Source organism: Streptomyces sp. 1114.5 (genome assembly GCF_003635085.1).
GTDB lineage: Bacteria > Actinomycetota > Actinomycetes > Streptomycetales > Streptomycetaceae > Kitasatospora.
On the sequence record NZ_RBXE01000001.1, the window covers coordinates 3,979,334 to 4,005,110 of the forward strand.

At 73.0% G+C, this 25,777-nt stretch carries 21 protein-coding genes and 1 pseudogene; 17 read left to right on the plus strand and 5 right to left on the minus strand.

The window, feature by feature from the left end:
• The first annotated feature begins 33 nt into the window (after positions 1-33).
• The 5 genes from nirB to BX285_RS17870 all read left to right on the plus strand — a co-directional run bounded on the left by nirB (position 34) and on the right by BX285_RS17870 (position 8,760).
• A complete protein-coding gene (gene nirB / locus BX285_RS17850) occupies positions 34-2,589 on the plus strand; it encodes a nitrite reductase large subunit NirB (RefSeq protein ID WP_183107184.1) in 2,556 nt (851 codons plus the stop codon).
• On the plus strand, positions 2,586-2,945 hold the full coding sequence (nirD, locus tag BX285_RS17855; RefSeq protein ID WP_121175665.1) for a nitrite reductase small subunit NirD: 360 nt from the start codon (positions 2,586-2,588) through the stop codon (positions 2,943-2,945). Before nirB ends, nirD begins: the two co-directional genes overlap by 4 nt.
• The gene (locus BX285_RS17860) at positions 2,942-4,279 is read left to right on the plus strand and encodes a NarK/NasA family nitrate transporter (RefSeq protein ID WP_121175666.1); all 1,338 of its coding nucleotides are present in this window, start codon (positions 2,942-2,944) and stop codon (positions 4,277-4,279) included. Before nirD ends, BX285_RS17860 begins: the two co-directional genes overlap by 4 nt.
• 152 nt (positions 4,280-4,431) lie before the next feature.
• Positions 4,432-4,887, plus strand: a complete 456-nt coding sequence (locus BX285_RS17865; protein ID WP_121175667.1) for a hypothetical protein — start codon at positions 4,432-4,434, stop codon at positions 4,885-4,887.
• Between the two features lie 51 nt (positions 4,888-4,938).
• Positions 4,939-8,760, plus strand: coding sequence for an ATP-binding protein (locus BX285_RS17870; protein WP_121175668.1), 3,822 nt, complete (start codon positions 4,939-4,941; stop codon positions 8,758-8,760).
• Positions 8,761-8,818: 58 nt separating this feature from the next.
• Here BX285_RS17870 and BX285_RS17880 read toward each other — a convergent pair whose 3' ends face one another.
• Positions 8,819-9,295, minus strand: a complete 477-nt coding sequence (locus BX285_RS17880; RefSeq protein WP_121175669.1) for a hypothetical protein — start codon at positions 9,293-9,295, stop codon at positions 8,819-8,821.
• Between the two features lie 403 nt (positions 9,296-9,698).
• A complete protein-coding gene (locus tag BX285_RS17885; protein WP_097238891.1) occupies positions 9,699-10,184 on the minus strand; it encodes a universal stress protein in 486 nt (161 codons plus the stop codon).
• A 464-nt stretch (positions 10,185-10,648) separates the two neighbouring features.
• On the opposite strand from BX285_RS17885, the gene BX285_RS17890 reads away from it, so the two are divergent.
• The 3 genes and pseudogenes from BX285_RS17890 to BX285_RS17900 all read left to right on the plus strand — a co-directional run.
• On the plus strand, positions 10,649-10,843 hold the full coding sequence (locus tag BX285_RS17890) for a hypothetical protein (RefSeq protein ID WP_121175670.1): 195 nt from the start codon (positions 10,649-10,651) through the stop codon (positions 10,841-10,843).
• A gap of 37 nt (positions 10,844-10,880) precedes the next feature.
• Entirely contained in the window at positions 10,881-12,254 is a 1,374-nt protein-coding gene (gene lysA, locus BX285_RS17895) for a diaminopimelate decarboxylase (RefSeq protein ID WP_121175671.1), read from the plus strand.
• A 23-nt stretch (positions 12,255-12,277) separates the two neighbouring features.
• Positions 12,278-12,697 (plus strand): annotated as a pseudogene (locus tag BX285_RS17900) (amino acid ABC transporter substrate-binding protein); the annotation flags it as partial.
• A gap of 60 nt (positions 12,698-12,757) precedes the next feature.
• Here BX285_RS17900 and BX285_RS17905 read toward each other — a convergent pair.
• Positions 12,758-13,264 (minus strand): winged helix-turn-helix domain-containing protein, encoded by a 507-nt coding sequence (locus BX285_RS17905; protein WP_257032883.1) that lies wholly within the window; start codon positions 13,262-13,264, stop codon positions 12,758-12,760.
• A 57-nt stretch (positions 13,265-13,321) separates the two neighbouring features.
• Between BX285_RS17905 and BX285_RS17910 the strand changes: the two genes are divergently transcribed.
• The 6 genes from BX285_RS17910 to BX285_RS17935 all read left to right on the plus strand — a co-directional run bounded on the left by BX285_RS17910 (position 13,322) and on the right by BX285_RS17935 (position 20,768).
• Positions 13,322-14,233, plus strand: a complete 912-nt coding sequence (locus tag BX285_RS17910) for a S41 family peptidase (protein ID WP_121175672.1) — start codon at positions 13,322-13,324, stop codon at positions 14,231-14,233.
• A 354-nt stretch (positions 14,234-14,587) separates the two neighbouring features.
• Positions 14,588-15,931 (plus strand): extracellular solute-binding protein, encoded by a 1,344-nt coding sequence (locus BX285_RS17915; RefSeq protein ID WP_121175673.1) that lies wholly within the window; start codon positions 14,588-14,590, stop codon positions 15,929-15,931.
• Positions 15,928-16,899 (plus strand): carbohydrate ABC transporter permease, encoded by a 972-nt coding sequence (locus BX285_RS17920; protein WP_121175674.1) that lies wholly within the window; start codon positions 15,928-15,930, stop codon positions 16,897-16,899. The genes BX285_RS17915 and BX285_RS17920 overlap by 4 nt, the downstream gene beginning before the upstream one ends.
• Positions 16,896-17,723, plus strand: a complete 828-nt coding sequence (locus BX285_RS17925) for a carbohydrate ABC transporter permease (RefSeq protein ID WP_121175675.1) — start codon at positions 16,896-16,898, stop codon at positions 17,721-17,723. The genes BX285_RS17920 and BX285_RS17925 overlap by 4 nt, the downstream gene beginning before the upstream one ends.
• 5 nt (positions 17,724-17,728) lie before the next feature.
• Complete coding sequence (locus BX285_RS17930) at positions 17,729-19,501, plus strand: glycoside hydrolase family 36 protein (protein ID WP_121177612.1); 1,773 nt, start codon at positions 17,729-17,731, stop codon at positions 19,499-19,501.
• Between the two features lie 85 nt (positions 19,502-19,586).
• Positions 19,587-20,768: a LacI family DNA-binding transcriptional regulator gene (locus BX285_RS17935; protein WP_121175676.1), complete on the plus strand. Its 1,182-nt coding sequence runs from the start codon at positions 19,587-19,589 to the stop codon at positions 20,766-20,768.
• Here BX285_RS17935 and BX285_RS17940 read toward each other — a convergent pair.
• The gene (locus BX285_RS17940) at positions 20,754-21,563 is read right to left on the minus strand and encodes a DeoR/GlpR family DNA-binding transcription regulator (RefSeq protein ID WP_121175677.1); all 810 of its coding nucleotides are present in this window, start codon (positions 21,561-21,563) and stop codon (positions 20,754-20,756) included. The genes BX285_RS17935 and BX285_RS17940 overlap by 15 nt on opposite strands.
• Positions 21,564-21,701: 138 nt before the next feature.
• Here BX285_RS17940 and galT point away from each other — a divergent pair, with 138 nt between their 5' ends.
• On the plus strand, positions 21,702-22,853 hold the full coding sequence (galT, locus tag BX285_RS17945) for a galactose-1-phosphate uridylyltransferase (RefSeq protein WP_121175678.1): 1,152 nt from the start codon (positions 21,702-21,704) through the stop codon (positions 22,851-22,853).
• Positions 22,850-24,040 (plus strand): galactokinase, encoded by a 1,191-nt coding sequence (gene galK / locus BX285_RS17950; RefSeq protein ID WP_121175679.1) that lies wholly within the window; start codon positions 22,850-22,852, stop codon positions 24,038-24,040. The genes galT and galK overlap by 4 nt, the downstream gene beginning before the upstream one ends.
• 70 nt (positions 24,041-24,110) lie before the next feature.
• Here galK and BX285_RS17955 read toward each other — a convergent pair whose 3' ends face one another.
• Positions 24,111-25,082, minus strand: coding sequence for an NAD(P)-binding domain-containing protein (locus BX285_RS17955; protein ID WP_310794218.1), 972 nt, complete (start codon positions 25,080-25,082; stop codon positions 24,111-24,113).
• On the opposite strand from BX285_RS17955, the gene BX285_RS17960 reads away from it, so the two are divergent.
• A complete protein-coding gene (locus tag BX285_RS17960) occupies positions 24,967-25,746 on the plus strand; it encodes an SDR family NAD(P)-dependent oxidoreductase (RefSeq protein WP_121175680.1) in 780 nt (259 codons plus the stop codon). The two genes, BX285_RS17955 and BX285_RS17960, sit on opposite strands and share 116 nt — an antisense overlap.
• Positions 25,747-25,777 lie beyond the last annotated feature (31 nt).

Consider the following 25,777-nt stretch of genomic DNA (forward strand, 5'->3'; position numbering starts at 1 on the left):
AGTACCCGGGACCTCGTCCTGGTCGGCCACGGCATGGTCGGCCAGCGCTTCCTGGAGGCCTGGACCGAACAGCCGGCCGCCCGCGGCTGGCGGGTCACCGTCCTCGCCGAGGAACCCCGGCCCGCCTACGACCGGGTCCACCTCAGCGCACTGTTCTCCGGCAGCACCGCCGACGACCTCGCGCTCTGCCCGGACGGCTTCCTCGCCGAGCACGGCATCGACCTGCGCCTGGGCGACCCGGCCACCGCGATCGACCGGGAGCGGCAGCTGGTGCGCACCCGGTCCGGCACCCACGTCCGGTACGACGTCCTGGTGCTGGCCACCGGTTCGGTGCCCTCCGTGCCGCCGGTGCCCGGCGCGGACGCCCCCGGCTGCCACGTCTACCGGACCATCGAGGACGTCGACGCCATCCGCGCCCAGGCCGAGACCGCCCGAACGGGCGTGGTGGTCGGCGGCGGACTGCTCGGCCTGGAGGCGGCCGGCGCCCTGCGGGCCGGCGGACTGGACACCCACGTCGTGGAGTTCGCGCCCCGGCTGATGGCCGTCCAGGTCGACGACGGTGGCGGCGCGGCGCTGCGCCGCAAGATCGAGGACCTGGGCGTCAGCGTCCACACCGGCGCCGGTGCCGGCGGCGTGCTCACCGGCCCGGACGGCCGGGTCCGCGCCCTCGCGCTCTCCGACGGACGTGAACTCCCCGCCGACCTCGTGGTGTTCTCGGCCGGCGTGCGCGCCCGCGACCAGCTGGCCCGGGACTGCGCACTGCCCGTCGGCCCGCGCGGCGGCGTGGTGGTCGACGCGCACTGCCGCACCGAGGACCCGGCGATCCTCGCCATCGGCGAGTGCGCCCAGGCCGCCGACGGCCGGGTCTACGGCCTGGTCGCCCCCGGCTACCAGATGGCCGAGACGGCGGCCCGCACCATCGCGCAGCCCGACGGAGCCACCCCGAGGGGCGAAGGCTTCACCGGCGCCGACACCTCCACCAAGCTCAAGCTGCTCGGCGTGGACGTCGCCAGCTTCGGCGACCCCCACGGCACCGCCGAAGGCGCCCTCGACGTGCTCTACAGCGACAGCCGCAGCGGCGTCTACCGCAAGCTCGTCATCGGCGCCGACGGCGCCCTGCTCGGCGGCGTCCTGGTCGGCGACACCGAGGGCTACGGCACCCTGCGCCCGCTCGCCGTCGCCGGCAAGCCGCTCACCGTCGCCCCCGAACAGCTCGTCCTGCCCGCCGGATTCGCGGGGATCGCCGGACCGGTCGTCCTGCCCGACGACGCGGTGCTCTGCTCCTGCCACAACGTCACCCAGGGCGCGGTGCGCGCCGCCGTCCGCGACCAGGGCGCCGACAGCGTCGCCGCCGTCAAGAAGTGCACCCGGGCCGGCACCGGCTGCGGCAGCTGCCTCAAACAGCTCGGCACCGTCGTGAAGGAGGAGTTGGCGGCCGCCGGAGTCAGCACCAGCACCGGCCTGTGCGAGCACTTCACGCACACCCGGGCCGAGTTGTACGAGATCGTCCGGGTGACCGGGGTGGCCGGCTTCTCCGAACTGCTCGCCCGGTACGGCACCGGCGGCGAGGGCTGCGAGATCTGCAAGCCGACCGTCGCCTCCATCCTGGCCAGCCTCGGCAACGGCCACATCCTGGACGGCGAACAGGGCGCGTTGCAGGACTCCAACGACCACTTCCTCGCCAACCTCCAGCGCAACGGCTCCTACTCGGTCGTCCCCCGGGTGCCCGGCGGCGAGATCACCCCCGCGGGCCTGATCACCATCGGCGAGATCGCCCGCGACCACGGCCTCTACACCAAGATCACCGGCGGCCAGCGGATCGACATGTTCGGCGCGACCGTCGACCAACTCCCGGCCATCTGGCGCAGGTTGGTCGACGCCGGCTTCGAGTCCGGACACGCCTACGGCAAATCGCTGCGCACCGTGAAGTCCTGCGTCGGCGAGACCTGGTGCCGCTTCGGCGTCCAGGACTCCACCACCCTCGCCATCGAACTGGAGCTGCGCTACCGGGGACTGCGCTCCCCGCACAAGCTCAAGGCCGCCGTCTCCGGCTGCGCCCGCGAGTGCGCCGAGGCACAGAGCAAGGACTTCGGCATCATCGCCACCTCGGCCGGCTGGAACCTCTACGTGGGCGGCAACGGCGGCATGACCCCCCGCCACGCCGACCTGCTCGCCGCCGACCTCGACCGCGACACCCTCATCCGCACCATCGACCGCTACCTGATGTTCTACATCCGCACCGCCGACCGCCTGGAGCGCACCTCGGTCTGGCTGGAGCGGCTGGAGGGCGGCCTGGACCACCTGCGGGCCGTAGTCCTGGACGACTCCCTCGGCATCGCCGCCGAGCTCGACGACCTGATGGAGCGTCACGTCGGTGGCTATCGGGACGAATGGGCCGAAACCCTCGCCGACCCCGAACGGCTGCGCCGCTTCGCCTCCTTCGTCAACGCGCCCGGCACCCCCGACCCCGCCGTGACCTTCGTCCCCGAACGCGGCCAGATCCGCCCCGCCCGCCCCGGCGAGGCCGGCCACACCCTCGCCTCCCCGGTGCTCGTCGCCGGGGCCCGACCGGAGGTGCTCACCCCGTGACCGTACAGATCCACGACGGCAGCGACTGGCAGACCGTCTGCACCCTCGCCGACCTCCAACCCGGCCGCGGCGTCGCCGTGTTGCTGCCCGACCACGACCAGGTCGCGCTGTTCCGCGACCGCGCCGGAACCCTCCACGCCGTCGACAACCTCGACCCGTTCAGCGGCGCCCCCGTCCTCTCCCGAGGCCTGCTCGGCAACCGCGGTGACCGGCCCACCCTCATCTCCCCCATGTACAAGCAGGTCTACGACCTCACCGACGGACGCTGCCTGGACGAGGACACCACCCCCGACGGCACCCCCGCCGTGCTCCGGCGCTGGCCGGTCCGGATCCACCCCGAGGAGAGCGCCGCATGACCACCGTCCTCGACACGAGAACGCCCTCCCCGCTGGAGAGTTGGGACCCGGAGGACGAGGAGTTCTGGGAGCGCACCGGCGCCCGGGTCGCCCGCCGCAACCTGGTCTTCTCCGTGCTCTCCGAACACATCGGCTTCTCGGTGTGGAGCCTCTGGTCGGTGCTCGTCCTCTTCCTCGGCCCCGAGTACCACATCGACACCGCGGGCAAGTTCACCCTCACCGCCCTGCCGACCGCCCTCGGCGCCCTGCTGCGCCTGCCGTACACCTTCGCCGTCGCCCGCTTCGGCGGCCGCACCTGGACGGTGATCAGCGCCCTGCTGCTGCTCGTCCCCACCGGGCTCGCGGCCCTCGTGCTGCAACCCGGGGTCCCGTACGGGACGTTGCTGGCCGTGGCCTGCGTGGCGGGCGTCGGCGGCGGCAACTTCGCCTCCTCGATGGCCAACATCAACGCCTTCTACCCGCACCGGCTCAAGGGCTGGGCACTCGGCATCAACGCGGGCGGCGGCAACCTCGGCGTCCCGGCCGTGCAACTGCTGGGCCTGCTGGTGCTGGCCACCGCCGGCGCCACCCACCCCCGGCTGCTGCCGCTGCTCTACCTGCCGCTGATCGTGCTCGCGGCGGCCGGGGCGTGGCGGCGGATGGACAACCTGGCGGTGGCGGGCCCCCGTTCGGGGGAGGGGCGGGCGCTGCGCGAGGTCGCCCGCGACCCGTACGGCTGGGCCGTCTCCACGCTGTACATCGGGACCTTCGGCTCGTTCATCGGCTTCGGCTTCGCCTTCGGGCAGGTACTCCAGGTGCAGTTCCACGAGCGCTTCGACACCCCGGTCAAGGCGGCGGCGCTCACCTTCCTCGGGCCGCTGCTCGGCTCGCTGCTGCGGCCGGTCGGCGGACGGCTCGCCGACCGCTACGGCGGGGCGGTCGTCACCCTGGGCACCTTCCTCGCCATGGGCGCCGGGACGGCCGTCGTCCTGGCCGCGTCCCGGGCGGGCTCGCTGCCGCTGTTCCTGGCCGGCTTCATCGCCCTCTTCGTGCTCAGCGGCATCGGCAACGGCTCCACGTACAAGATGATCCCGGCGCACTACCAGGCCCTCGCCCGCTCGGCGGTCGCGGCCGGCGCCGACCCGGCGACCGCCGAGGCCGACTCCCGCCGCCGGTCAGCCGCGCTGATCGGGCTCGCGGGGGCGATCGGGGCGTTCGGCGGGGTGCTGGTGAACCTGGCCTTCCGGCAGTCCTTCCTCGCCAGCCACAACGGGGACGCGGCGTACCTGGGGTTCCTGGGGGCGTACGTGTTCTGCTCGGTGCTGACCTGGGCGGTCTGGCTGCGGCGGAGGTGAGGTGGCGGGGATGAGGTGGCGAGGGGTGCGGCGCCCGGCTCGGGGGCGCGGGACTCGGCTGTTGGTATGACGGCCGGACGTCCTCGGCGCGCGGTGGTCCGGCCGGGCGATTAGCGTCGGCCGCACCACGTCCTCGGTTCAGGGAGGCTGCAGTGCATCGTTGGATCGTCCTGACGGTACTCACCTCGTCCCTCGCCGGCCTCGCCGCCCCCGCCGGGGCCGCCGGCACCACCGACCCCGCCCCCGCCGCCGCCACCACCACGGTGACGCTCGGTGGCGCCAAGATCGACCCGAAACAGCCGGGGAGGGTCCGCGTCGACGTCAGCTACCTCTGCACGGTGGCGGCCGAAGCCCGCTCCCTCACCGTCTCCGTCGAGCAGAAGGACCCGCAGGACTCCTCCGCGATCGGCTTCGGCTCCAGCCGGACCGCCGAGAAGGACGTGATCTGCGACGGGACGCCGCAGCAACGGCAGTTCATCGTCCAGTCCAAGACCTTCAACTGGATCCCCGACACCGACGCCGTCCTGACCGCCACCGTCACCAACATCGGCGCCACCCCGGCGGCCGCGGCCGACGCCAAGCGGGTCACGCTCACCACCGCACCCTGACCCCGGGTTTGCCCTACGCTCGTGCCCTGCACGCGGGGAGGGGCACGAGCGGTGGTCGACAGCTCGAACACGATGAACGGCACGGTGCACGGGGACGCCGTCCAGGCCGGGTACATCGGCAACGTCTACCTGGACGGGCGGCGTCCGCCGGCCGTGAAGGACGGGGACGACCCGTGGGTGCGAGGCGCCGCGGAATCCCGCGCCTGGCAGCACGTACGGGCCGGTCGGGATGCCGAGACGTACCGGCGGGCCGCACTCGCGGCCGTCCGCCGACTCGCCCGGCTGCGCGACGCGGTGGACCGGGCGGACGACCTCGCGGACGACCCCTGGCAGGACCCCGGTATCGCCGTCCGCTTCGCCTCGCGCGTCGGCTGGCTGCTCGGGGACGGCTCGCTCGACCTCTACCCGGCCGAGGCGGCGCTGCTGGCGGTCGTCCCCTTCCTCTACCGGGTCCGCTCCCTGCAGCTGGCCGCCGCCCGGACGACCGTACGCCCGACCGACCTCCGGCCCACGGCGGCCCCCGAGGGCGACCGGGCGGCGTACGAGCAGTTCATCGAGTCCTACGACCTGCTCACCCACCGCACCCGCACCCGCCCCGACTCCGCCGCCCCCATCGGCTGGTGGCTCTACCACCGCTGGCTCGACCAGCACGAGGACCTGGCCGATCCCGAGGGTGTCCGCGAAATCCTCGACCGACTGCCGGTGCTGGACGAACTCGGCGAGACCTTCGCGCTCAAGCGGATCTGCGCCCTCCTGCACGGCCTCCGCCGAGGCCCCGACGTCACCAACCGCGACTACCTCGCGGGCCTCCGCGAGGACGACCACCTGCGCGCCCCCGGCGAACAGCACGTCCGGGAACCGAGGTTGGCGCTCATTCTCGCCCTTGCCTACGGCACCGCCATCGAGATGACGGCCCTGCCCGACATCGTCGCCGAACATCTCGGCATCCCGCACGAAGTCGACCTCGCCGACCTGCGGGAGACCCTCGAACTGGCGGTCTGGGGCGGCTCCTACGACCTGCCGGTGCTGCGAGCGGAGTGCCGGCACGAGGCGGTGGTCGAAGGCCTGCGCGAGTACACGGCCAGGGCCGACGAACTCCTCCACGCCGTCCGCCGCGTGCTGGTGGGGCACCCGCTCCCCACCCGTCTCACCTCCGACGAGGCCGCCCCCGCCGCCGGTGCCTTCACCGGCTGGGCGAGGTTCCGGTTGGACGAACGCCGGGTACGCAGCCTGCTGATGGGCGTGGAGCTCTACCGGGACCGGGACCTGGCAGTCCGCGAGCTCTACCAGAATGCCCTCGACGCCTGCCGCTACCGCCGGGCCAGGACGGAGTACCTGGACCGCACCAACACCCTCGGCGCCAGGTTCACCTACGACGGCCGCATCGACTTCCGCCAGAGTGTGGACCATGACGGCCGCGCCTACCTGGAGTGCGAGGACAACGGCGTCGGCATGGGCGAATCCGAGCTGCGGGGAGTGTTCTCCAACGCCGGTGCCCGCTTCGCGGAGCAACTGGACTTCAAACTCGAACGCGCCGAATGGCGCAAGGCTGATCCGCCCGTCGAGCTGTACCCCAACAGCCGCTTCGGCATCGGCGTGCTGAGCTACTTCATGCTCGCGGACGAGATCCAGGTCACCACCTGCCGCATGGACGCCACCGGCCGGATCGGCCCGCGGCTGGAGGTCTCCATCTACGGCCCCAGCCACCTCTTCCGCATCACCGAACGCGAGGACAGCTGCCGCAAGCCCGGCACCACCGTCCGCCTGTACCTGCGGGACGACATCGACCTGGAGGAGACCTGGTCCGCCCTCGACGTCCTCGAACGCCTGCTGGGAGTAGCGGAGTTCCGCACCACCGTCGTCCATGGCGAGCGCGGATCGGTCTGGGAACCGGGAGTATTCAGGCCCCGGTCGGCGCCTGAGAACGAGACCTTCGGCCTCGACGCGCACGGCGTGACGGTTTCGTGGAAGGACGCTCCGGAAGGTGCGCACGTGGTCTGGTGCGAGGAAGGCGGAGCGCTGTTGGTCGACGGCCTGCTGGTCGAACCGGAGGTGAGGCGAGGAGTTTTCTCGCCGTGGAAAGACAGCCTTGCGGGTGCCGTGGTGAACCTCTCCGGCCGCTTCGCGCCGGGGAAGATGTCGGTGGATCGGCGACGGGTCATCGACGACACGTCGGGAACGGTCGGCGCGTTGTTGGCCGAAGGGGCCGGTGAACTCGTCAGGTCCGATTCGGGATTGTTCGGAATGGAATGGGTCGGTCGGCTCACTGACGACTGCATTCAGCTCGCCGATCTGGTGGCAGCGGAGGCGGTACGTCAGGGCTGCCGGCTGACGTCACAAGGGATCGCGTTCGACCTGGGAAGAGCGGGACTCTTCCCCGCAGACCGGAGGATTCTTGGCTACGTCGGGATCGGACTCGACCCGGAGGAGAACCGGAGGAACCAGGAGAGCGCGACGCCATCGGATCACGTGCTCCTCTGGAGGCTGATGGCGCACGGGAGGACAGACCGACTGGAACGGTTGGCAGGTGTGCCCGCAGAGGCTCTCGCAACCCGAGACATCCGATTGGCGAAGCCTTCCGACTCGGCCCTCCTGATCACGCGAGGTTCTCGCCGCCAGGCACGGACCTGGAGGGAGTCGGTATCCGAGAGCTGGCTCGCCGAGGTGGCCGCCGAGTTGGGCCTGACTCATGAGGAGGTGCGTGAACGGGCTGCTGCGCTCGGGCTTGAAGATGGCGACGGGAGAGCCTCACCGTCCGGTGGTGGCGGATTCGATCGGCCGATCGGTGTAGCCGTGCTGGTCCAGCTCTCGATGTTCGGAAGTGAGCCGATGGAGGATGTCGTCGAACGTCTGACCAGCCGTGGCGTGGTCGTTTCCGCCGAGGTGTCGAAGACGGCTGCGGCGATGGTGGCCGATCCGGTGCTCCTGCGGGGAGGCCTCAAGGGCATGTCGGTGTTCGGAACGCCGTTCGAGCAGGATGGCTCGGTTGCGCCAGGGCATCTGGCGAAGGCGAGTTCGGTGCTCGGGATTTCGACTTCTGAGGCCTGTGCTGCCTTTGCCAAGTACGGAATCGCGGCTGATGCCACAGGACTTCCGGACTTCCCGTCCAGTGATGACGTGAGGTCGCTCAGCGTACGCCTCAACGGCACGAGCCCCTGGCTCAACCGCTCGAAGACGGCGTCCGTGGTCCACGTGCTGCAAGCCGCGGCGACCGAGTCGATCGGTGTGGCTGACGTCATCGATCGGCTGACGGCTGTGGGAATCCCGGTTCCGTCGTTGCCCGCGGACGCCAGTGCCGAGGACGTGGAGCTCTTCAGGGACAAGACGGGCGGGTTCCGGTGGTTTGACAGCCTTTCCTATGGACGCCTCTTCGCGGTTGTCGGACGTGGTGTGTTCACGCTGCAGGAGGCGATCGATCGGTATCGGACCTATGGATTCCACGTTCCCATGAATGCGCCGGAGGTGAATTCCCTCCTGGACTTCCAACTGCTCTCCGGCCACGGCCCGATGAAGTGGCCGAACACGGAGGTCGGCAGTGTCGTGCCGTTCGCCGACCTGATCATGGCGGCGAGCGCGACGGGGCGGAACCCGGAAGAGCTCGTGGCTCGCCTCAAGGCGTGCGGGATCCCGGTGTCGACGGAGACGCTCCCGGCCGATGTCTCCCTGCGGGAGGCGGAGGATTTGGTTCGGTCCTTCGCGAGATCGTCCAGTAGGCCGTCCTCGTTGGCCCTGTTGCTGAGAGAGGAAGATCGACTCGGAAGGTCCGCCCGGCAGATCCACTCGTGGCTTCATGAGTGGGGCGTGGTCGATCGAGACCTTGCGGACGTCGTCCGTGCCGCCCTCGCCCGGGTGCCGGTGGAGGATCCCTCGTAGGCGCGGATTCCGGTGGATGTGCCGGCGCGGGAGCGGGCGTCGGGGGCGCGGCGGCGGGTCAGTGGCGTTGATCGAGTCTGGGGTCGGGTTTCCGTGAGCGGGCGGCGTCGGCGAGGAGGTGGGCGGCGTCGAGCGGGATGTCGAGGCGGCGGGCGATCCAGGGGGCGGGGCGGCCGGCGCGGGCGAGCATCCACGCGGAGTAGAGCTGGCCGAGTTGGGGTGCGTTCTCGGTGAGCAGCAGCGGGCGGACGGCTTCCATCGGGAAGCCTTCGAGGGCGCGGGCGCTGTATTCGCGGCCGTTGGGGCCGACCGGGGGCAGCGGGAGCGGGCGGCGGGTGTCGAGCCAGCGGCTGAGGAGGACGGCGCCGACGACGAGCAGGCCGGTGCCGGAGGCGCCGATCAGGATGCCGCCGATGACGGGGCGGTCGTCCTCCTCGGCCATGCCCAGGGCGATTTCCTCCAGGACGAGCAGGCCGAGCACGGTGAGGAGGACCGCGGCCTCGCCGGGGCGCGGGTGGAGCCGGGACGTCGTCATGCGGAACCTCTTCCTCGGCGGGGTGGCCGGGGCTTCGGGGCGGGTGCGGCGATTCACCTTCCGTACAACGGCGGCGGGCGGTCCGGGGCACGCTTGGGCGGGCCGGGCGGTGAAACGCCGGATCGGAGTTGACGTACCGTCAGATCACTTGCTTGGTCGGCTGATTGGTCGCCACGTGGACGCCTCGGGTCTCGCCTTCTTCCGGTCGGGCGTGCCGTGGGGCACGTTCGTCGACGGGGTGGGGAGCTCGGGTTCGGAGGGGTCGGACCTCGTACCAGCATAGCCTGAGCATGCCAACTTCGACAGCCCTGTCGAAGTTGGCAGCCGGGGAGCCGGGGAGCCGGGGAGCCGTGGGGCACGGGACGTGGGGCGGCAGCCGGCCTCAGCGGGGCCTCAGTCGGCCTCAGCGCGCCAGGAGGGGCAGCGGGGCGCCGGTGCGGGCGGTGAGTTCGAGGCGGGTGAGGAGGGCGGAGGGGGAGACCTCGACCACGCGGCAGCCGGCCCGGTGGCGGCAGTGCCGGGCGACCGAGCCGTGGCGCAGCCGGTCCAGGCGGCGGCGGGTGGCGGCGCCGAGGACGAGCAGGTCGTCCGGGCCGGTGACGGCGCCGACCAGGGCGGGCCCGGGGTCGGTGTTGACCACCAGCGGGTGGATGACCAGGCCGGACGGGTAGCCGCCGTAGGCCTGCTCGAAGGCGATGTCCAGGCGCCGGCGAGCGGCGTGCTCCAGTTCGGAGAGCGGGCGCAGGTCGTCCCGCCCGTCGGCGCTCCAGGCTGCGACGGGCACCAGCACCGCCCGGTACCGGGCCGCTTCGCCGACGGCGTGGTAGAGGGCGGCCAGACTGCTCAGTGATCCGCTCAGGCCGACGATCACTCGGGTGGTCCCGGTCATGGCCGTTCGCCTCCGTTTCTCGGGTGGGGTCTCCCCGGCGGTCTCCCGGTGGAGTTCTCCCGGTCAGGCACTCCTTGCTTCGGATGACTCCAGTGAACCGCGGAACCGGTCCGTCCGTACCGCCGCCGGAGCCGTCATGACGCCGTCATGACGGCTCCGGGACGCATCTTGACGGCCTGCTGACAGCCGTGGCGGTCCGCCGACGGCGCGCGGATGCCGCGCAGCCCGGCCCCGGCACGAACACCACCGGGCCCGGCGCGCCATGCCCGCATTGACGAGGCCTTGGCGGCGTGCGGGCCGTCCTTGACGACTCCCTGACACCGTCAACGGGCCGCTGTCAGGGGGGCGTCAAGGACGGGGGCGGGGGCGTAGGCCATGCGTCAAGGACGGGTGCGGTCGGTGTGCGCAGGGTCTCCACTGGAGGGGTCCGGCCGTACGGCCCGCCGCCCGAAGGGATCCCCGCCATGACCACTGCCACCACCGCCATCGGCGTTCTCGGCGTCAACGGGGCCGTCGAGGCCGGCGAATCGCCGGTGCGGACGATCCGTCTGCTGTCGCGGACCGCCCACGCGGAGCCGCCGGAACCGGCCCCGGCCGACCGCGACCGCATCCGCACCCGCCCGGCGCACTGCCGCACCGCGATGCACTTCGAGGACTGAACCGGCCGCCGCCCCGACCCCTTCCCAGGAGCACCCCATGTCCCAGCTCATCGCCCGCCCCGCCACCGCAACCCCGACCACTGATGCCCCCGCGGCCGACGCCCCCGCCGACGTGCTCGGCGGCCCCTGGCCGGCCTCGGCGCGGCCCGGCCGGAGCGGCGACCTGCTGGTCGGCGGGGTCGGGCTGGCCGAGGCCGCCGAGCGGTTCGGCACCCCGCTGTACGTGCTGGACGAGGGCGAGGTCCGGGCCCGCGCCCGGGCCTACCGGCGGGCACTGCCGCACGCCGACGTGCTGTACGCGGCCAAGGCCTTCCTGTGCAGCGCCATGGCCGACTGGGTGGCCGACGAGGGCCTTGGCCTGGACGTCTGCTCCGCCGGCGAACTCCGGCTGGCCGTCTCGGCGGGCTTCCCGGCGCAGCGGATCCTGCTGCACGGCAACGCCAAGTCCCCGGAGGAGCTGCGGCTGGCCCGGCGGCTGCGGGTCGGGCGGATCGTCATCGACGGCCCGGCGGAGATCGCCCGGCTGGCCGCGCTGGTGGCTGCCGACACCCCGCAGAAGGTGCTGGTGCGGGTCGTCCCGGGCATCGCGGCCGGGCACCACGCGGCGGTGCGGACCGGCGTCGGCGGACAGAAGTTCGGCTTCCCGATCGAGGGCGGCGACGCCGCGGACGCCATCGCCCGGGTGCTCGATCAGCCGGGCCTCGAACTCGCCGGTCTGCACTGCCACTTGGGATCACAGATCACCCAGGTGGAGCCGTACCTACGGGCGGTGGACGCGCTGGCCGGCCTGCTGGCGCAGGTCCGGGACCGGCACGGCGTCGAGCTGCCCGAGCTGGACCTCGGCGGCGGCCACGGCATCAAGTACCTGCCCGACGACGAGGAGCTGGACCTCGCCGAGTTCGCCGTCCGGGTCACCGACCGGCTGGCGGTGCGCTGCGCCGAGACCGGGCTGGCGGTGCCGCGCCTGGTGGTGGAGCCCGGCCGCGCGGTGGCCGGCCCGTCGGCGGTGGCGGTGTACCGGGTGCTGTCGGTCAAGCACACGGCGGACGGCCGCTGCTTCGTCGCCGTGGACGGCGGGATGAGCGACAACCCGCGCCCGGCGCTGTACGGATCGCCGTACAGCGTCCGCCTGGTGGGCCGGCGGTCGGAGGCGGGCTCGGCCCGGGTGGACGTGGTCGGCCGGCACTGCGAGGCCGGCGACGTCCTGGTGCGCGACGCCGCCCTGCCCGCCGACCTGCGACCTGGCGACCTGCTGGCCGTGCCGGCGGCCGGGGCGTACCAGCTCTCGATGGCCTCCGGCTACAACCTGGTCGGCCGCCCGGCGGTGGCGGCGGTGCGGGACGGCCGGGCCCGGCTGCTGATCAGGCGGGAGACGGTCGAGGACCTCCGCCTGCGGGAGGTCGGCCGGTAGGTCGGCACGCACGAACGGTCAATCTCGCCGGGGTCCTGGTCGGCGCCCCGGCCGGGCAGCCGGAGTTCACCGAGTGGGCGTCGCTGCTGGGCCGCGACGGCGCCGCGATCCCCTTCCTGCGCTACCTGCCCGAACGCCTCGACCCCCTCGGCGCACGCGTCGAGGCGGCACTGCGCGAACGGCTGGCCGCAGCGCCGTCGTTCGTCGCCTTCGAGGGCTACGACACGATCGCCGTCCTCGCCGAGGCGCTGCGCTCACAGGGCGTGGACCGGGGTCGCATCGCCGAGGCCCGGCCGAGCATCGCGGTCGAAGGCACCCGGGGCACGATCCGGTTCTCCCGCGTGCCGGGCACCAGCGTCCGGCAGTGGGCCTGGCCACCGGTCCAGGCGGCCGACCGCGATCCGGCGGCCCCCGACCGCTTCCGGAGCCTCTGGAACGGCTGAGCCGCCTTCCTGAAGCGGCGCGCTCCCACGCCGTCGTGCCCGCGGTTCGCGCCGGACCCACTACGCGCCGGCCTGCTGGTAGAGCGTCACCAGCAGGCCGTGCACCGGCTCGCCCTCCGGATCCTCCTCCGTCTCGTCGACCAGTGCGGCCAGCGCCTCGGCGAGCCGCGCCGCCTTGGCCGGGCTGAGCCGGACGTGGCGCAGCGCCAGGAGGTGGTCGACGGGTGAGCGGTCCAACTCCTGGGCGATGGCGCCGAACAGCGCGGCCGTGCCCTCGGCCTGCGGTTCGGGGACGAGGAGTCGTTCGGCGGTCCGCCGGTAGTACTTCTCGGTGCCGCCGCGCACCGTTCGCGTTCCCGCGTCCTGGACCAGCCCGGCCTCGCACAGCACCTTCAGGTGATGGGACACGCTGCCCTTGTTCACCCCCAGCTGTGCGGCGAGTCGGCTGATCGTGGACGGCCGGGCGCTCAGGGCGAAGAGCAGGCGCTGGCGCACCGGGTGGGCGAGTGCGGTGTGCTGCAGCGGCGTGCTGATCCGCTGCACGTCTTCGTCTGGTTGATGACTCACCTGATCAAGCGTTAAGTACGGTTGACGCTTTGGCAAGTCGCTGGTCTACTCCCTCCCATGACTTCCACCACATCGCCCTCCGCGCTGGACGCCGCCGTCGTTGTCGACTCGATCGCCGACCTGGTCTGCGAGAACTACGTCTTCCCCGATGCCGCCCGGCAGCTGGCCGACCTGCTGCGGCGCCGCAGCGCCGAGGGCTCCTACCGGACCGAGTCCGCGCAGGAGTTGGCCGATGCGGTCACGGCCGACCTGCGGTCCGTCAACGGCGATCTGCACCTGGCTCTGAAGCACCACGAGGTGCCGGTGCCGAGCGAGCGGGGCGCGGCGGTGCTCGCCGCGATGCGCAGGGAGTTCGATGCCTCGCTGGGCGGTGTGCCGCGGGTGGAACTCCTCGACGGCGGCGTCGCGGTCCTGGAGATCGGGCCCAAGACGTTCCCGCTGGACTGGGCGGCGCAGCCGCTGGCCGCGGCGCTGTCCCTGGTGGCCCCCGCCCGAGCCCTCATCCTGGACCTGCGCCGCAACGCCGGTGGCGATCCGAACACGGTGGCCTTCATCTGCGGGTACCTGCTGGACGGCCGCACCCACCTCAACACCCTGGTCTCGCGGCAGGGGGAGGTGGCCGAGCAGTCCTGGACGCCCCCGTTCGTCCCGGGTGCCCGCTTCGGCGCGGACAAGCCGGTCTACGTGCTGACCAGCGGAACCACCTTCTCCGCGGGCGAGGAACTCGCGTACGACCTGCAGCAGCTCGGGCGCGCCGAGATCGTCGGCGAGCCCACCCGGGGCGGCGCCCACCCGCGCGAGGGCTGGACGGTGCACCCGCACCTGGAGCTCAGCGTGCCCGTCGCCCGCGCGGTCAACCCGGTCTCGGGCACCAACTGGGAGGGTACCGGCGTCCGCCCCGACGTCCCGTGCGACGCCGGGGCGGCACTCGACCGCGCGCTGGAGCTGGCCGTGGCGCGCCTGGCCTGAGTTGCCTCCTCGGGGTCCAACGGGCTGACCGGACGAGGATGCCGGCGGTGTGAAGCGCGAGAAGTCGGTCCGGCCGACTTCTCGCGCAGTGCTGTTCAGGCGGACGGCAGCCCCGGGCGTGGACCTGACGGGCACGTCGATCGTGGCTGCCGGATAACGGAACGGTTGCGGCGCCCGTCCTTCCCGTGCCCAGGTCTTGACGGCACGAGGAGGACGGGCGTTTGCTGTGTCCCGCTCGTTGGAACCTGTTTGGTTCTGGTTTGTTTTGTGTATTTGAACGTTCAAAACGACGCCGACCCCAGCGCCCGCGCCCCTCAAGCCCGCCAGCGCCACCGCCCCATCGAGAGGAATGCAATGTCACACCTTTCCCGACGCGACCTGCTCCGCGCCTCCGGAGCCGGCCTGCTGGCCCTCGCCGCCGGCGGCACCCTCGCGGCCTGCGGCGACTCCGGCTCCGGCGGCGCCTCGGGCGGGGACGCCGAGACCGGGACGGTCACCGTCTGGTCCTGGGCGACGGCCGCCGAGGCCCTGCGCGGGATCGTCCCGGCCTTCGAGCAGGACAACCCCGGCATCAAGATCGACGTCCAGGACATCGGCAACCCCGCCATCTGGGACAAGATCACCGTCGGTCTGGCGGCCGGCGGCCAGGGCCTCGGCGACGTCCTGCACATCGGCTGCGACTACCTGCCCGGCTACCTGGAGAAGTTCCCGGGAGGCCTGGCCGACCTCTCCGCGCTCGGTGCCGACGCCCACAAGGACAAGTTCGCCAAGGGCCTGTGGCCGGTCGTCACCGGCAAGGACGGCCACGCCTACGCCCTGCCCTGGGAGGTCAACCCGCTCGGCTTCTTCTACCGCAAGGACTACTTCGACAAGGCGGGCATCGACCCCGCCTCCCTCGCCACCTGGGACGACCTGATCGCCGCCGCCGACCGGTTCAAGGCCGCCAACCCCGGCACCTACCTCATCGGCATCAACAAGACCGCCAACCCCGACCCCGACCTCGACTTCCTGCAGTCCCTGATGCAGCTCCAGGGCGCCTTCTACTTCGACCTCCAGGGGAAGGTCACCCTCGCCTCCGAGCCGGACGTGCGCGCCCTGACCATCGTCAAGCGCCTGCACGAGGCCGGACTGGTCGGCGACGCCTCCGGCGACCAGGGCTGGCGCAACCTGATGAAGGCCGGCAAGCTCGCCGTCGCCCCGATGCCCGCCTGGGCCGCGCACTACCTGGAGACCAAGTTCGCCGACCAGAGCGGCAACTGGCGTCTCACCAAGCCCCCGGCCGTCACCCCCGGCGGCAAGCGCACCGCCCTGGTCAACTCCACCCACCTGGCCGTCGCCGCCTCCAGCCCGCGCCGCCGCGCCGCCTGGAAGTTCGTCGAGTACGCCCTCACCCGCCCCGCCTCCGTCAACGCCATGTTCACCGCCGGCGGCGTCTTCCCCGCCCTCACCGCGGCCTACACCGACCCGACGTACGCCAAGCCCAGCGCCTACTTCGGCGGCGACTCCCCGCTGAGGACCTTCGCCGAACTCGCCACCGACGGCGGCGACCCCACCAACTACTCCGGCGACTACGCCCGTGCCCTCAAGCTCGCCAGCGACGCCCAGACCAAGGTCTTCCTCAAGGACGGCGACCCGGCCGCCGTCCTCCAGGACGCCGCCAAGCAGCTCGCCCAGCAGACCGGACGCACGATCGCATGACCGCCGCCACCACCCCGTCCACCGCAGGACCATCCGCCGCCGCCCCGGGGCCGGCCTTCGTCAAGTCCGCCACCGTACGAGCCCGCCGCTCCGCCCCCCGCCGTTCCCGCCGGCGCCGCACCGCCCTGCCGTACCTGCTGCTCGCCCCCGCCCTGATCACCTTCGGGATCTTCAAGGCCTACCCCGTCGTCTCCTCCCTGCTGCTCTCCTTCACCACCGGCTCCGGCACCGCCACCCGCGCCGCCGGACTCGCCAACTACCGCCGCCTGCTGGACGATCCGCTGTTCTGGACGGCCCTGCGCAACACCGGCGAGATCCTGGTCGTGCAGGTCCCGCTGATGCTCGGACTGGCCCTGCTGATGGCCGTCGGCATCAACTCGGCACTCGTGCGCTGGCGTACGGTGTGGCGGCTCGGCGTCTTCATGCCCGCCGTCACCGGCCTGGTCGCCACCGGGGTGATGTTCAGCTTCCTGCTCAACACCGACAACGGCGCGGTCAACCGGCTGCTGCAGGCGGTCGGTCTGTCCGGCGTCGACTGGCTCGGGCAGCCGTTCTGGGCCCGGATGGCCGTCGTCCTGGTGCTCACCTGGCACTACACCGGCTACAACGCCGTCATCTACCTCGCCGGACTTCAGTCCATCCCCAAGGAGTTGTACGAGGCCGCGATGGTCGACGGCGCCGGCCCCGTCCGCCGCTTCACCGCGATCACCGTCCCCGCGCTGCGCCCGGTGCTGCTGTTCACGATCGTGCTGTCCACCATCGGAACGCTGCAACTCTTCGACGAGCCCTACGTGTTGACCGGCGGTGGCCCGGACAACGCGACCCTGACCGTCTCCATGTACCTGTACCAGAACGGCTTCCGGTACTTCGACTTCGGCTACGCCTCCGCCATCGCCTACGCGCTCACCCTGCTGGTGTCGGTGCTCGGTGCGGTGCAGATGCGCCTGATGGGGGAGCGTGACCGATGAACCTCAAGAAGCTGCGCGGCTGGCCGCTGACCTTCCTGCTCGCCGCGATCACCGGGCTCTCCGTCGGCCCGTTCTACTGGCTGGTGACGGCCACCACCCGCAAGGACACCGAGATCTTCGACTGGCCGCCGTCGCTGCTGCCCGGCGGACACCTCGGGGACAACCTCGACCGGCTCGACCGGAGGATCGGCCTGCTCCGGGTGGTCGGCAACTCCCTGCTGGTGGCGGGGATCCAGACGCTGGGAGCCCTCGTCGTCGCGCTGCTCGCGGGCTACGCCTTCGCCAAGTTCCGCTTCCGCGGCCGGACCCTGCTCTTCGCGCTGCTGCTCTCCACCCTGGTGGTGCCCGAACAGGTCATGCTGGTACCGCTGTTCAAGATGATGATGAGCTTCGGCCTGCTGGACACCTACCAGGCGCTCATCCTGCCCGGCCTGTGCGTGCCCTTCGCGATCTTCCTGATGCGCCAGTCGCTGGCCGGCCTGCCGGACGAACTCCTGGACGCGGCAAGGGTCGACGGCGCCGGCGAGTTCCGGGTGCTGTGGAGCGTCGTCGTGCCGGTCATGCGGCCCGTGTTGGCAGCCCTCTCGATCTTCCTCTTCCTGGGCTCCTGGAACCAGTTCGTCTGGCCGCTGATCGCCCTGCGCAGCCCCGGGATGCACACCCTGCCCGTCGCCCTGGCCACCCTGCACGGCAACCAGAGCACCACCGACTACGGCGCGATCCTCTCCGGCACCGCGCTGTCCACCCTGCCGATGATGGTCCTCTTCCTGGTCCTCCAACGGCAGTTCATCTCCGGCCTGCTGGCCGGCGCCACGAAGGGATGACGACCGTGACCGACATCTGGGAGCCGCACGCCCCCACCGCCACCGGCGCCCTGCGCCCGCTGCACGCACCCGGGCCGGGCGAGCTGGACCTGCGGGCGAGCGGCACGGCCACCGTCCGGGAACTCGCCGACGGGGTGGTGGAGGTGAGCGCCGAGGGCACGGGCGAGGTGCGGATCGAGTGGCGGGTGCCCTGCACCGACGCCACCGCCTTCTGGACGCCCGAACCGCGCGGCACCGGCTGGCTGCCCGCCGCCTGGAGCGCCCCGCGCCGCACCGGCCTCACCGTCGGTGCCCCGATCGCCGCCCTCGTCGGCACCGGGGACGTCGCGCTCTGCGCCTTCGCCGCCGGGCGCCCGGACGTCCTGGCCGGCGCCGGAGTGGTCGAGGAGACCGGCGAGTTCCGCTGCTGGGCCCAGGCCGCCGACCGGCTCACCGTGCGCATCGACACCTCGCGCCGGCACTACGCCCGCAGCCTCGCCGACCTCGCCGACTGGTGGGGCACCGGCCACACGGCGTCCGGTCACGCCGCCTCCGGCCACGCCGCCTCCGGCCGTACGATCGCCATCCCCGAGGCCGCCCGCCGCCCCGCCTATTCCACCTGGTACTCGATGCACCAGGACATCTCGCCGAAGGCCGTCGAGACCCAGGCCGCGCTCGGCAAGCAGCTCGGCATGGACGTCATCATCGTGGACGACGGCTGGATGACCGCCGACCGCACCCGCGGCTACGCCCACTGCGGCGACTGGGAGCCGATCTCGCTGCCCGACACGGCCGCCCACGTGTGCCGCGTCCACGACCTCGGCATGCGCTACCTGCTCTGGTACGCACTGCCGTTCATCGGCAAGGACAGCGCCGCGTACGAGCGGATCGGCCGCTACGCCCTCGCCGACGCCGCCCACATGGGGGCGATCGTCGCCGACCCGCGCTACCCCGAGGTCCGCGCCTTCCTCACCGACCGGCTCGCCCGCGCCGTCGAGGAGTGGGGCATGGACGGCCTCAAGGTCGACTTCGTCGACTGGTTCGCCCGCGCCGCCGCCGACACCCCGGAGGCCGGGCCCGAGGCGGACTGCACGAGCGTGGACGAGGGCGTGGAACGGCTGCTCGCCGAGATCCGCCGCCGGATCACCGCTGCCGACCCGGAGGCGATGATCGAGCACCGCCAGCCGTACGTCAGCCCGGGCCTGTGGCCGTACGTCACCATGATCCGCGCCACCGACTGCCCGCTCAGCCCGCAGGAGAACCGCCAGCGGACGATCGACGTGCGGCTCGCCGCCGGGCCCGTCCCGGTCCACGCCGACATGCTGATGTGGCACCCGGCCGAACCGCCGGAGCAGATCGCCTGCCACCTGATCAACGTGTTGTTCTCGGTCCCGCAGATCTCCGTCGACCTCGCCGCGCAGGACGCCGGGCAGCGCGAGGCCATCGCCTTCTGGCTCGGCGTCTTCCGCGAGCACACCGCCACCCTGCAACTCGGCGAACTGCTGCCCGCCCGCCCGGACCTCGGCTACCCGATGGTCACCGCCCGCGGCGCCGACGTCGTCGCCGTCGCCCGCTACGCCGCGCTGCCGGTGAACGCCTCCGGCGACGGCTGGCGCACCCTGCTGGTCGCCAACGCCGACGCCGACCCGGACGTCCGGCTCACCGGCGGCCGGGGCACGGCCTCGGTGACCGTGCAGGACGCCCGAGGGCGTATCGTCCGGCAGGGCGAGGTCGAGCTGGCCGGGGCGGACGTGATCCCGGTCCCGCGCGGCGGGCTGCTCACCCTGCGCCGCCCCTGACGGGCTGTCGTTGACGGGTCACCGCCGACCGGCGGCTCCGAGTCGCCCGACCACGAGCCGCCCCCGACCACGCTTGGAGGACCGGATGCCCGAGGGGCCACACCGACCGCGCCGCGGCGCCGCCACGATCGAGGAGGTCGCCCGCGCGGCCGGGGTCTCCCGGCAGACCGTCTCCAATGCGCTCAACGCCCCGCACCGGGTCCGCCCGGACACCCTGGAGCGCGTCACCGCCGCGATCCGCGGACTCGGCTACCAGCCCGACCAGTCGGCCCGCTCCCTGCGCAGCGGGGCCCGGCGCACGATCGGCTACCTCGCCCCGGTGGACGACCCGCTCGACCCCAACCCGCTGATGGCCGGCTTCCTGGAGGCGCTGGTCGACGCGGCCGGGGCCGAGGGCCAGCGGGTGCTGCTGTTCCGGCCCTCGGCGACCTCGGCGACGTCGGCGACCTCGGGGGACGCGGCGGCCGCGATCGACGAGCTGGTGGCGGCCCGTCAGGTGGACGGCCTGGTGCTCGCGGACGTGCTGGCCGAGGACGCCCGGATCGCGCACGTCGCCCGGCTCGGCGTCCCCTTCGTCAGCTTCGGCCGCACCGGGCCGGGGGAGCCGCAGCACTGGGTGGACATCGCCAACGACGCGGCGATGGCCACGGTGGTGCGGCACCTCGCGGCGCTCGGCCACCGCCGGATCGGCTACCTCGGGGCCGCCGAGGAGCTGCCGTGGATGGCGGCGCGCCGGGCGGGCTTCCTCGCCGAGTCCCGCCGGCTGGGACTCACGGCCGTCACGGCGGTCACGGCGGGTGGGGCGGGTACGGCCGTTACGGCGGGTACGGCCGTCGGTTCGGCCGGTGCCCCGCCGAGCACGGCCGTCGACGCCGTCCGGGCGCTGCTGCGCGGCCCCGACCGGCCGACCGCCTTCGCGGCGGGCAGCGACCTGCTGGCGCTGGACGTGTACGAGGCAGTCCGGGCCGAAGGGCTCACGGTCGGCCCGGGCGGGGTGGCCGTCACCGGCTTCCACGACACGCCGCTCTGCCGCCACCTGCACCCCGCGCTCACCTCCGTCCGGCTGCCGCTGCGGCCGATCGCCGCCGTGCTGCTCGCCCGGCTGCTCGCCCAGGTGCGCGGGGAGGCGGCGCCGACGGCCGGGGCCGAGCTGCCGACGGAGCTGGTGGTACGGGCCAGCAGCGGGCAACCCGGTGGCGGACAGCCGGGCAGCGGGCAGCCGAGCAGCGGACCGCCCGGCCTCGGACCCGACTCAGTCGCCGGATGACGCGACGATCAGCTCGCCGACCAGTCCGGCCGCCGCCGCCCGCTGCTCGGCGGGCAGGGTGTCGTCGGTGACCAGGACGTCCAGCTGCGCCAGGGCGGCGAAGGAGGCCAGGCCGACCGCGTTCCACTTGGTGTGGTCGGCCACCACGACGACCCGGCGGGCCGACTGCAGGAAGGTGCGGTTGGTCTCGGCCTCGGCGAGGTTGGGCGTGGTCAGCCCGGTCTCGGGGGAGAGGCCGTGGCAGCCGAGGATCAGCAGGTTGACGTGCAGCGAGCGGATGGCCTGGTCGGCGACCGGTCCGACCAGGGCGTCCGAGGGCGTCCGGACGCCGCCGGTGCGGATCACCGTCGCCGTGGCGGGGGTGCCGTCCTCGTCGGGCTGTTCGAGCAGGTCGGCGATCCGCAGCGAGTTGGTCACCACGGTCAGGCCCTCGACCGCGCGCAGGTGTCGGGCGACGGCGTAGGTGGTCGTCCCGGCGGAAAGTCCGACCGCCGAGCCGGGCGGCACCAGCGCGGCGGCCGCCCGGGCGATGGCCTGCTTGGCCGGCAGCTCCCAGGTCGCCTTGGTCTCGAAGCCGGGTTCGCCGCTGGACGGCGCCTCGACCCGGACCGCACCGCCGTGCACCTTCTGCACCAGGCCGCGGCGGGCCAGCGCGTCCAGGTCGCGGCGGACCGTCATGTCGGACACGTCGAGGTCCCTGACCAGCTCGGTCACCCGGACTCCGCCGCGGGCGCGGACCTGCTCCAGGATCAGCACGCGGCGCTGTTCGGCCAGCGGTTGGGCGCTGTCAGCCATCGGGAGGCCTCCTTCGACCACCTCGGGGGTGGGTGCTTGGCTCTGGATGTGGAATGCTGGTGGATAATGTTTGAGATTGTAGCTTTCTGTTGATTCCAATGACGCCACTCACATGACGCCACTCAGAGGAAGAACGCCATGCCCGGGACGACCCTGACCCAGCCCACCGTCAGGACAGTGACCACCCTCGCGGACGATCGACAGCTGATCTACTACGACCGCGGCACCGTTACCCCCCGCACCGCCGTCGACCAGCGCCCCCTCGACGCGCAGGCACCCGGTTCCCGGATCCGGCTCGACCCCGCCACCGGCGACTGGGTCACCATCGCCGCCCACCGGCAGGCCCGCACCTACCAGCCCCCGGCCGAGGAATGCCCGCTCTGCCCGTCCCGCGACGGCCGGCTCAGCGAGATCCCCGCCGAGGACTACCAGGTCGCCGTATTCGAGAACCGCTTCCCCTCGCTGGCCGGCCCGCCCGCCACGCTCACCGGGGAAGCCGCCGCTCTCACCGGGGAGGCCGCCGCTCTCACCGGGGAGGCCGCCGGCCTCTGGACCAGCGGGCCCGGTGCCGGCCGCTGCGAGGTGGTCTGCTTCACCGCCGACCACGACGCCTCCTTCGCCGACCTCACCCCCGAACGGGCCCGCCTCGTCCTGGACGCCTGGACCGACCGCACCGCCGAACTCTCCGCCCTGCCCGGCGTCGAGCAGGTCTACTGCTTCGAGAACCGGGGCGCCGAGATCGGCGTCACCCTCGCCCACCCGCACGGCCAGATCTACGCCTTCCCCTTCACCACCCCGCGCACCGCCCGGATGGCCGCCCGCGCCACCGAACACCGCGCCGCCACCGGCCGCAACCTCTTCGAGGACCTCCTCGCCGCCGAACGCGCCCACGGCGAAAGGATCGTGCTCGCCGGCGAACACTGGACGGCCTTCGTCCCCTTCGCCGCCCGCTGGCCGTACGAGGTCCACCTCCATCCGCACCGCAGGGTGCCCGACCTGACCGCCCTGGACGAAGCGCAGCGCGCCGAATTCCCCACCCTCTACCTGGACTTGCTGCGCCGCTTCGACCGGCTCTTCGGCCCCGCCGGCCGCACCCCGTACATCTCCGCCTGGCACCAGGCGCCCGCCGGACACCGGGACGAACTCGCCCTGCACCTGCAGCTGTTCACCATCCGGCGCGCCGCCGACAAGCTCAAGTACCTGGCCGGCGTGGAATCCGGCATGGACGCCTTCGTCAACGACATCACCCCCGAGGACGCGGCCCGCCGGCTGCGGGAGGCCGCCGCATGAACACCTTCTCCGAGTCGCCCCGGTCCGCCGAGCCCGCCGAGCCCGCCGAGCTCGCCGTGGCCTCCGGTTTCACCGAGCTCTACGGCCGTCCGTACGACGGGGAGTGGGCCGCCCCCGGCCGGGTGAACCTGATCGGTGAACACACCGACTACAACCTGGGATTCGTGCTGCCGATCGCCCTGCCGCAGACCGTCCGCGCCCAGGCGGCCCGGCGCGAGGACGGGCTGCTGCGGCTCTGGTCCGCCCAGGGCCGGGAGCTGGAAGTGCTCCGGGTCGAGGAGTTGGCTCCGGGCACGGTCCCCGGCTGGGCCGGCTACCCGGCCGGCGTGGTCTGGGCGCTGCGCGAAGCCGGACACCAGGTCGGCGGCGCGGACATCCGCCTGGACAGCGACGTCCCCAGCGGCGCCGGGCTCTCCTCCTCCGCGGCCCTGGAGTGCGTCGTCGCCGCCGCGTACAACGACCTGTACGAACTGGGCCGCACCGCACCGGAACTCGCCCTGCTCGCGCAGCGCGCCGAGAACGCCTTCGTCGGCGTGCCGTGCGGAATCATGGACCAGATGGCCTCGATGTGCTGCCGCCCGGGCGCCGCCCTGTTCCTGGACAGCCGTGACCTGACGTCTCGTCAGGTACCGGTCGACCTCGCGGGCGCGGGCCTCGCGCTGCTCGTCCTGGACACCCGGGTGAAGCACGACCTCGGAGACGGCGCGTACGCCGCCCTGCGGGCCGGCTGCGAACGGGCGGCCGCGCTGCTCGGGCTGCCCGCACTCCGCTCGCTGGACCCCTCCGGGCTTGCCGCCGCCCTGGACCGACTCCCCACGGAGCTACGCCCCTTGGTGCGCCACGTCGTCACCGAGAACGCACGCGTCGAGGCCGCCGTCGCCCACCTGGACGCCGGCGACCTCCCCGCGCTCGGCCCGATCCTCACCGCCGGCCACGCCTCGCTGCGCGACGACTTCCGGGTCTCCTGCCCGGAGACCGACCTGGCCGTCGAAGCCGCCGTCGCCGCCGGGGCCCACGGCGCGCGGATGACCGGCGGCGGCTTCGGCGGCTCCGTCATCGCCCTGGTCGACGCCGCCGAGGCCGAACACGTCGCCGCCGAGGTCACCGCCGCGTTCCGCACCGCCGGCTACGCCAAGCCGCGCACCCTCACCGCCGTCCCGGCCGAGGGGGCGCGCCGGATCGGCTGATCACACCGCTCGGCATCCGCCGGCCACGCTGCTCGGAATCCGGCTCGGAATCCGGCTCGAAGTCCGCTGATCACGCCCGATGGGCCTCCGGGCGCTCCGGGGACGCCTCCGCGAGCGCCCGGGTCACGGCCGCCACCCCGGCGCGCAGCCCGTACACCGGGGTGGCCGGCTGCTGGCGCCAGGACTCGTCGATCCCGCCCGCGTCCACCGTGTCGAAGCCCAACTCGTCCACCAGCGCCCGCACCACCCGCTTGGCCGCCTCGTCGTCCCCCGCCACCGGCACGGCGAGCCGCGCCGGGTCTCCCGCGGGCAGCGGGCGGTCCAACAGGTCCTGCGCGTAGGTGCCGTTGAACACCTTCACCACCGGGTGCCCGAGGTGCTGCTCCGTCCAGCGGCTCTCGGTGAGGCCGCCGTCCTCGATCGCGTCGATCCGCCCGTCCCGCTCCTTCGGGTAGTAGTTGCCGGTGTCGATCACGGCCACGCCCTCCGCGGCCTCGTCGAACAGCCCGGCGGGCAGGTCCGGCACGTTCTTCAGCGGGACGGTCACCACCACGACCTGCGCGCCGCGCGCCGCCTCGGAGACCGTCACCGCCTTCGCGCCGGTCTCCTCCACCAGGGCCTTGAGCGTCTCCGGGCCACGCGAGTTGGCCACCGAGACCTCGTGCCCCAGCGCCGTCAGCCGGCGGGTCAGGTTGCCGCCGATGTTGCCCGCGCCGATGATGCCGATCTTCATGTGAAAGCCCCTCGTCTGCGAGTGCTGCTGCAAATGGCTCGTCGCCAAATGGCTCGTCGCCTTGGCCCAACCACACCCGGAGCGCATCGATTCCCGCCGCAGGGCGGTCGTCCCGAACGCAGGGTGGTCCTCCCGGACCCAGGGTCGAGGCAGGCCTGGTACCGCCCCGGCGCGCGCCGCGAAGGTGGGGCGCATGAACACGCACCACGCGCCCTCCTCCGACCGCACCGTCCTCATCACCGGCGGCACCAGCGGCATGGGCCTCGCCACCGCCCACCGCCTCCTCGCCGCCGGCACCCGGGTCGTCATCACCGGCCGCGACGACACCCGCCTTGCCCACGCCGCCCGGCAGCTCGACGCCGGCGACCGACTGCTCACCGTCCGCGCCGACGCCGCCCTCCCCGCCGACCTCGTCCGCCTCGCCGAAACCGTGCGCGAGCGGTACGGCAAACTCGACGGCGTCTTCGCCAACGCCGGCGTGGCGAGCTTCCAGCCGCTGGAGGCGGTCACCGAGGCCGAGTTCGACCGGACCGTGGGCGTCAACCTCAAGGGCGTCCTCTTCACCGTCCGGCACACCCTGCCCCTGCTGGACGCCGCCGGCGGCGGATCCGTCGTCCTCAACGCCTCCTGGACCCCGCACCGCGGCCTGCCCGGCGCCGCCGTCTACGCGGCCACCAAGGCGGCCGTCCTCAGCCTCGCCCGCACCCTCGGCGCCGAACTCGCCGGGCGCGGCATCCGGGTCAACTCCGTCAGCCCCGGCTACATCGTCACCGAGATGTTCCACGCCGCCATCCCGGACCCGGCCGACCACGAACCGATCCGCGCCGGCGTCCCGCTCGGCCGCCTCGGCACGGCGCAGGACGTCGCCGAGACCGTGGCCTTCCTGCTCTCCGAGCGGGCCGCCTACATCACCGGACAGGACCTCGCCATCGACGGCGGGCTCGTCCCGGCCTTCCCCTCCCTCACCGGCTGAACCTCCACACCTCCCCGTGCACTCGTGCCTG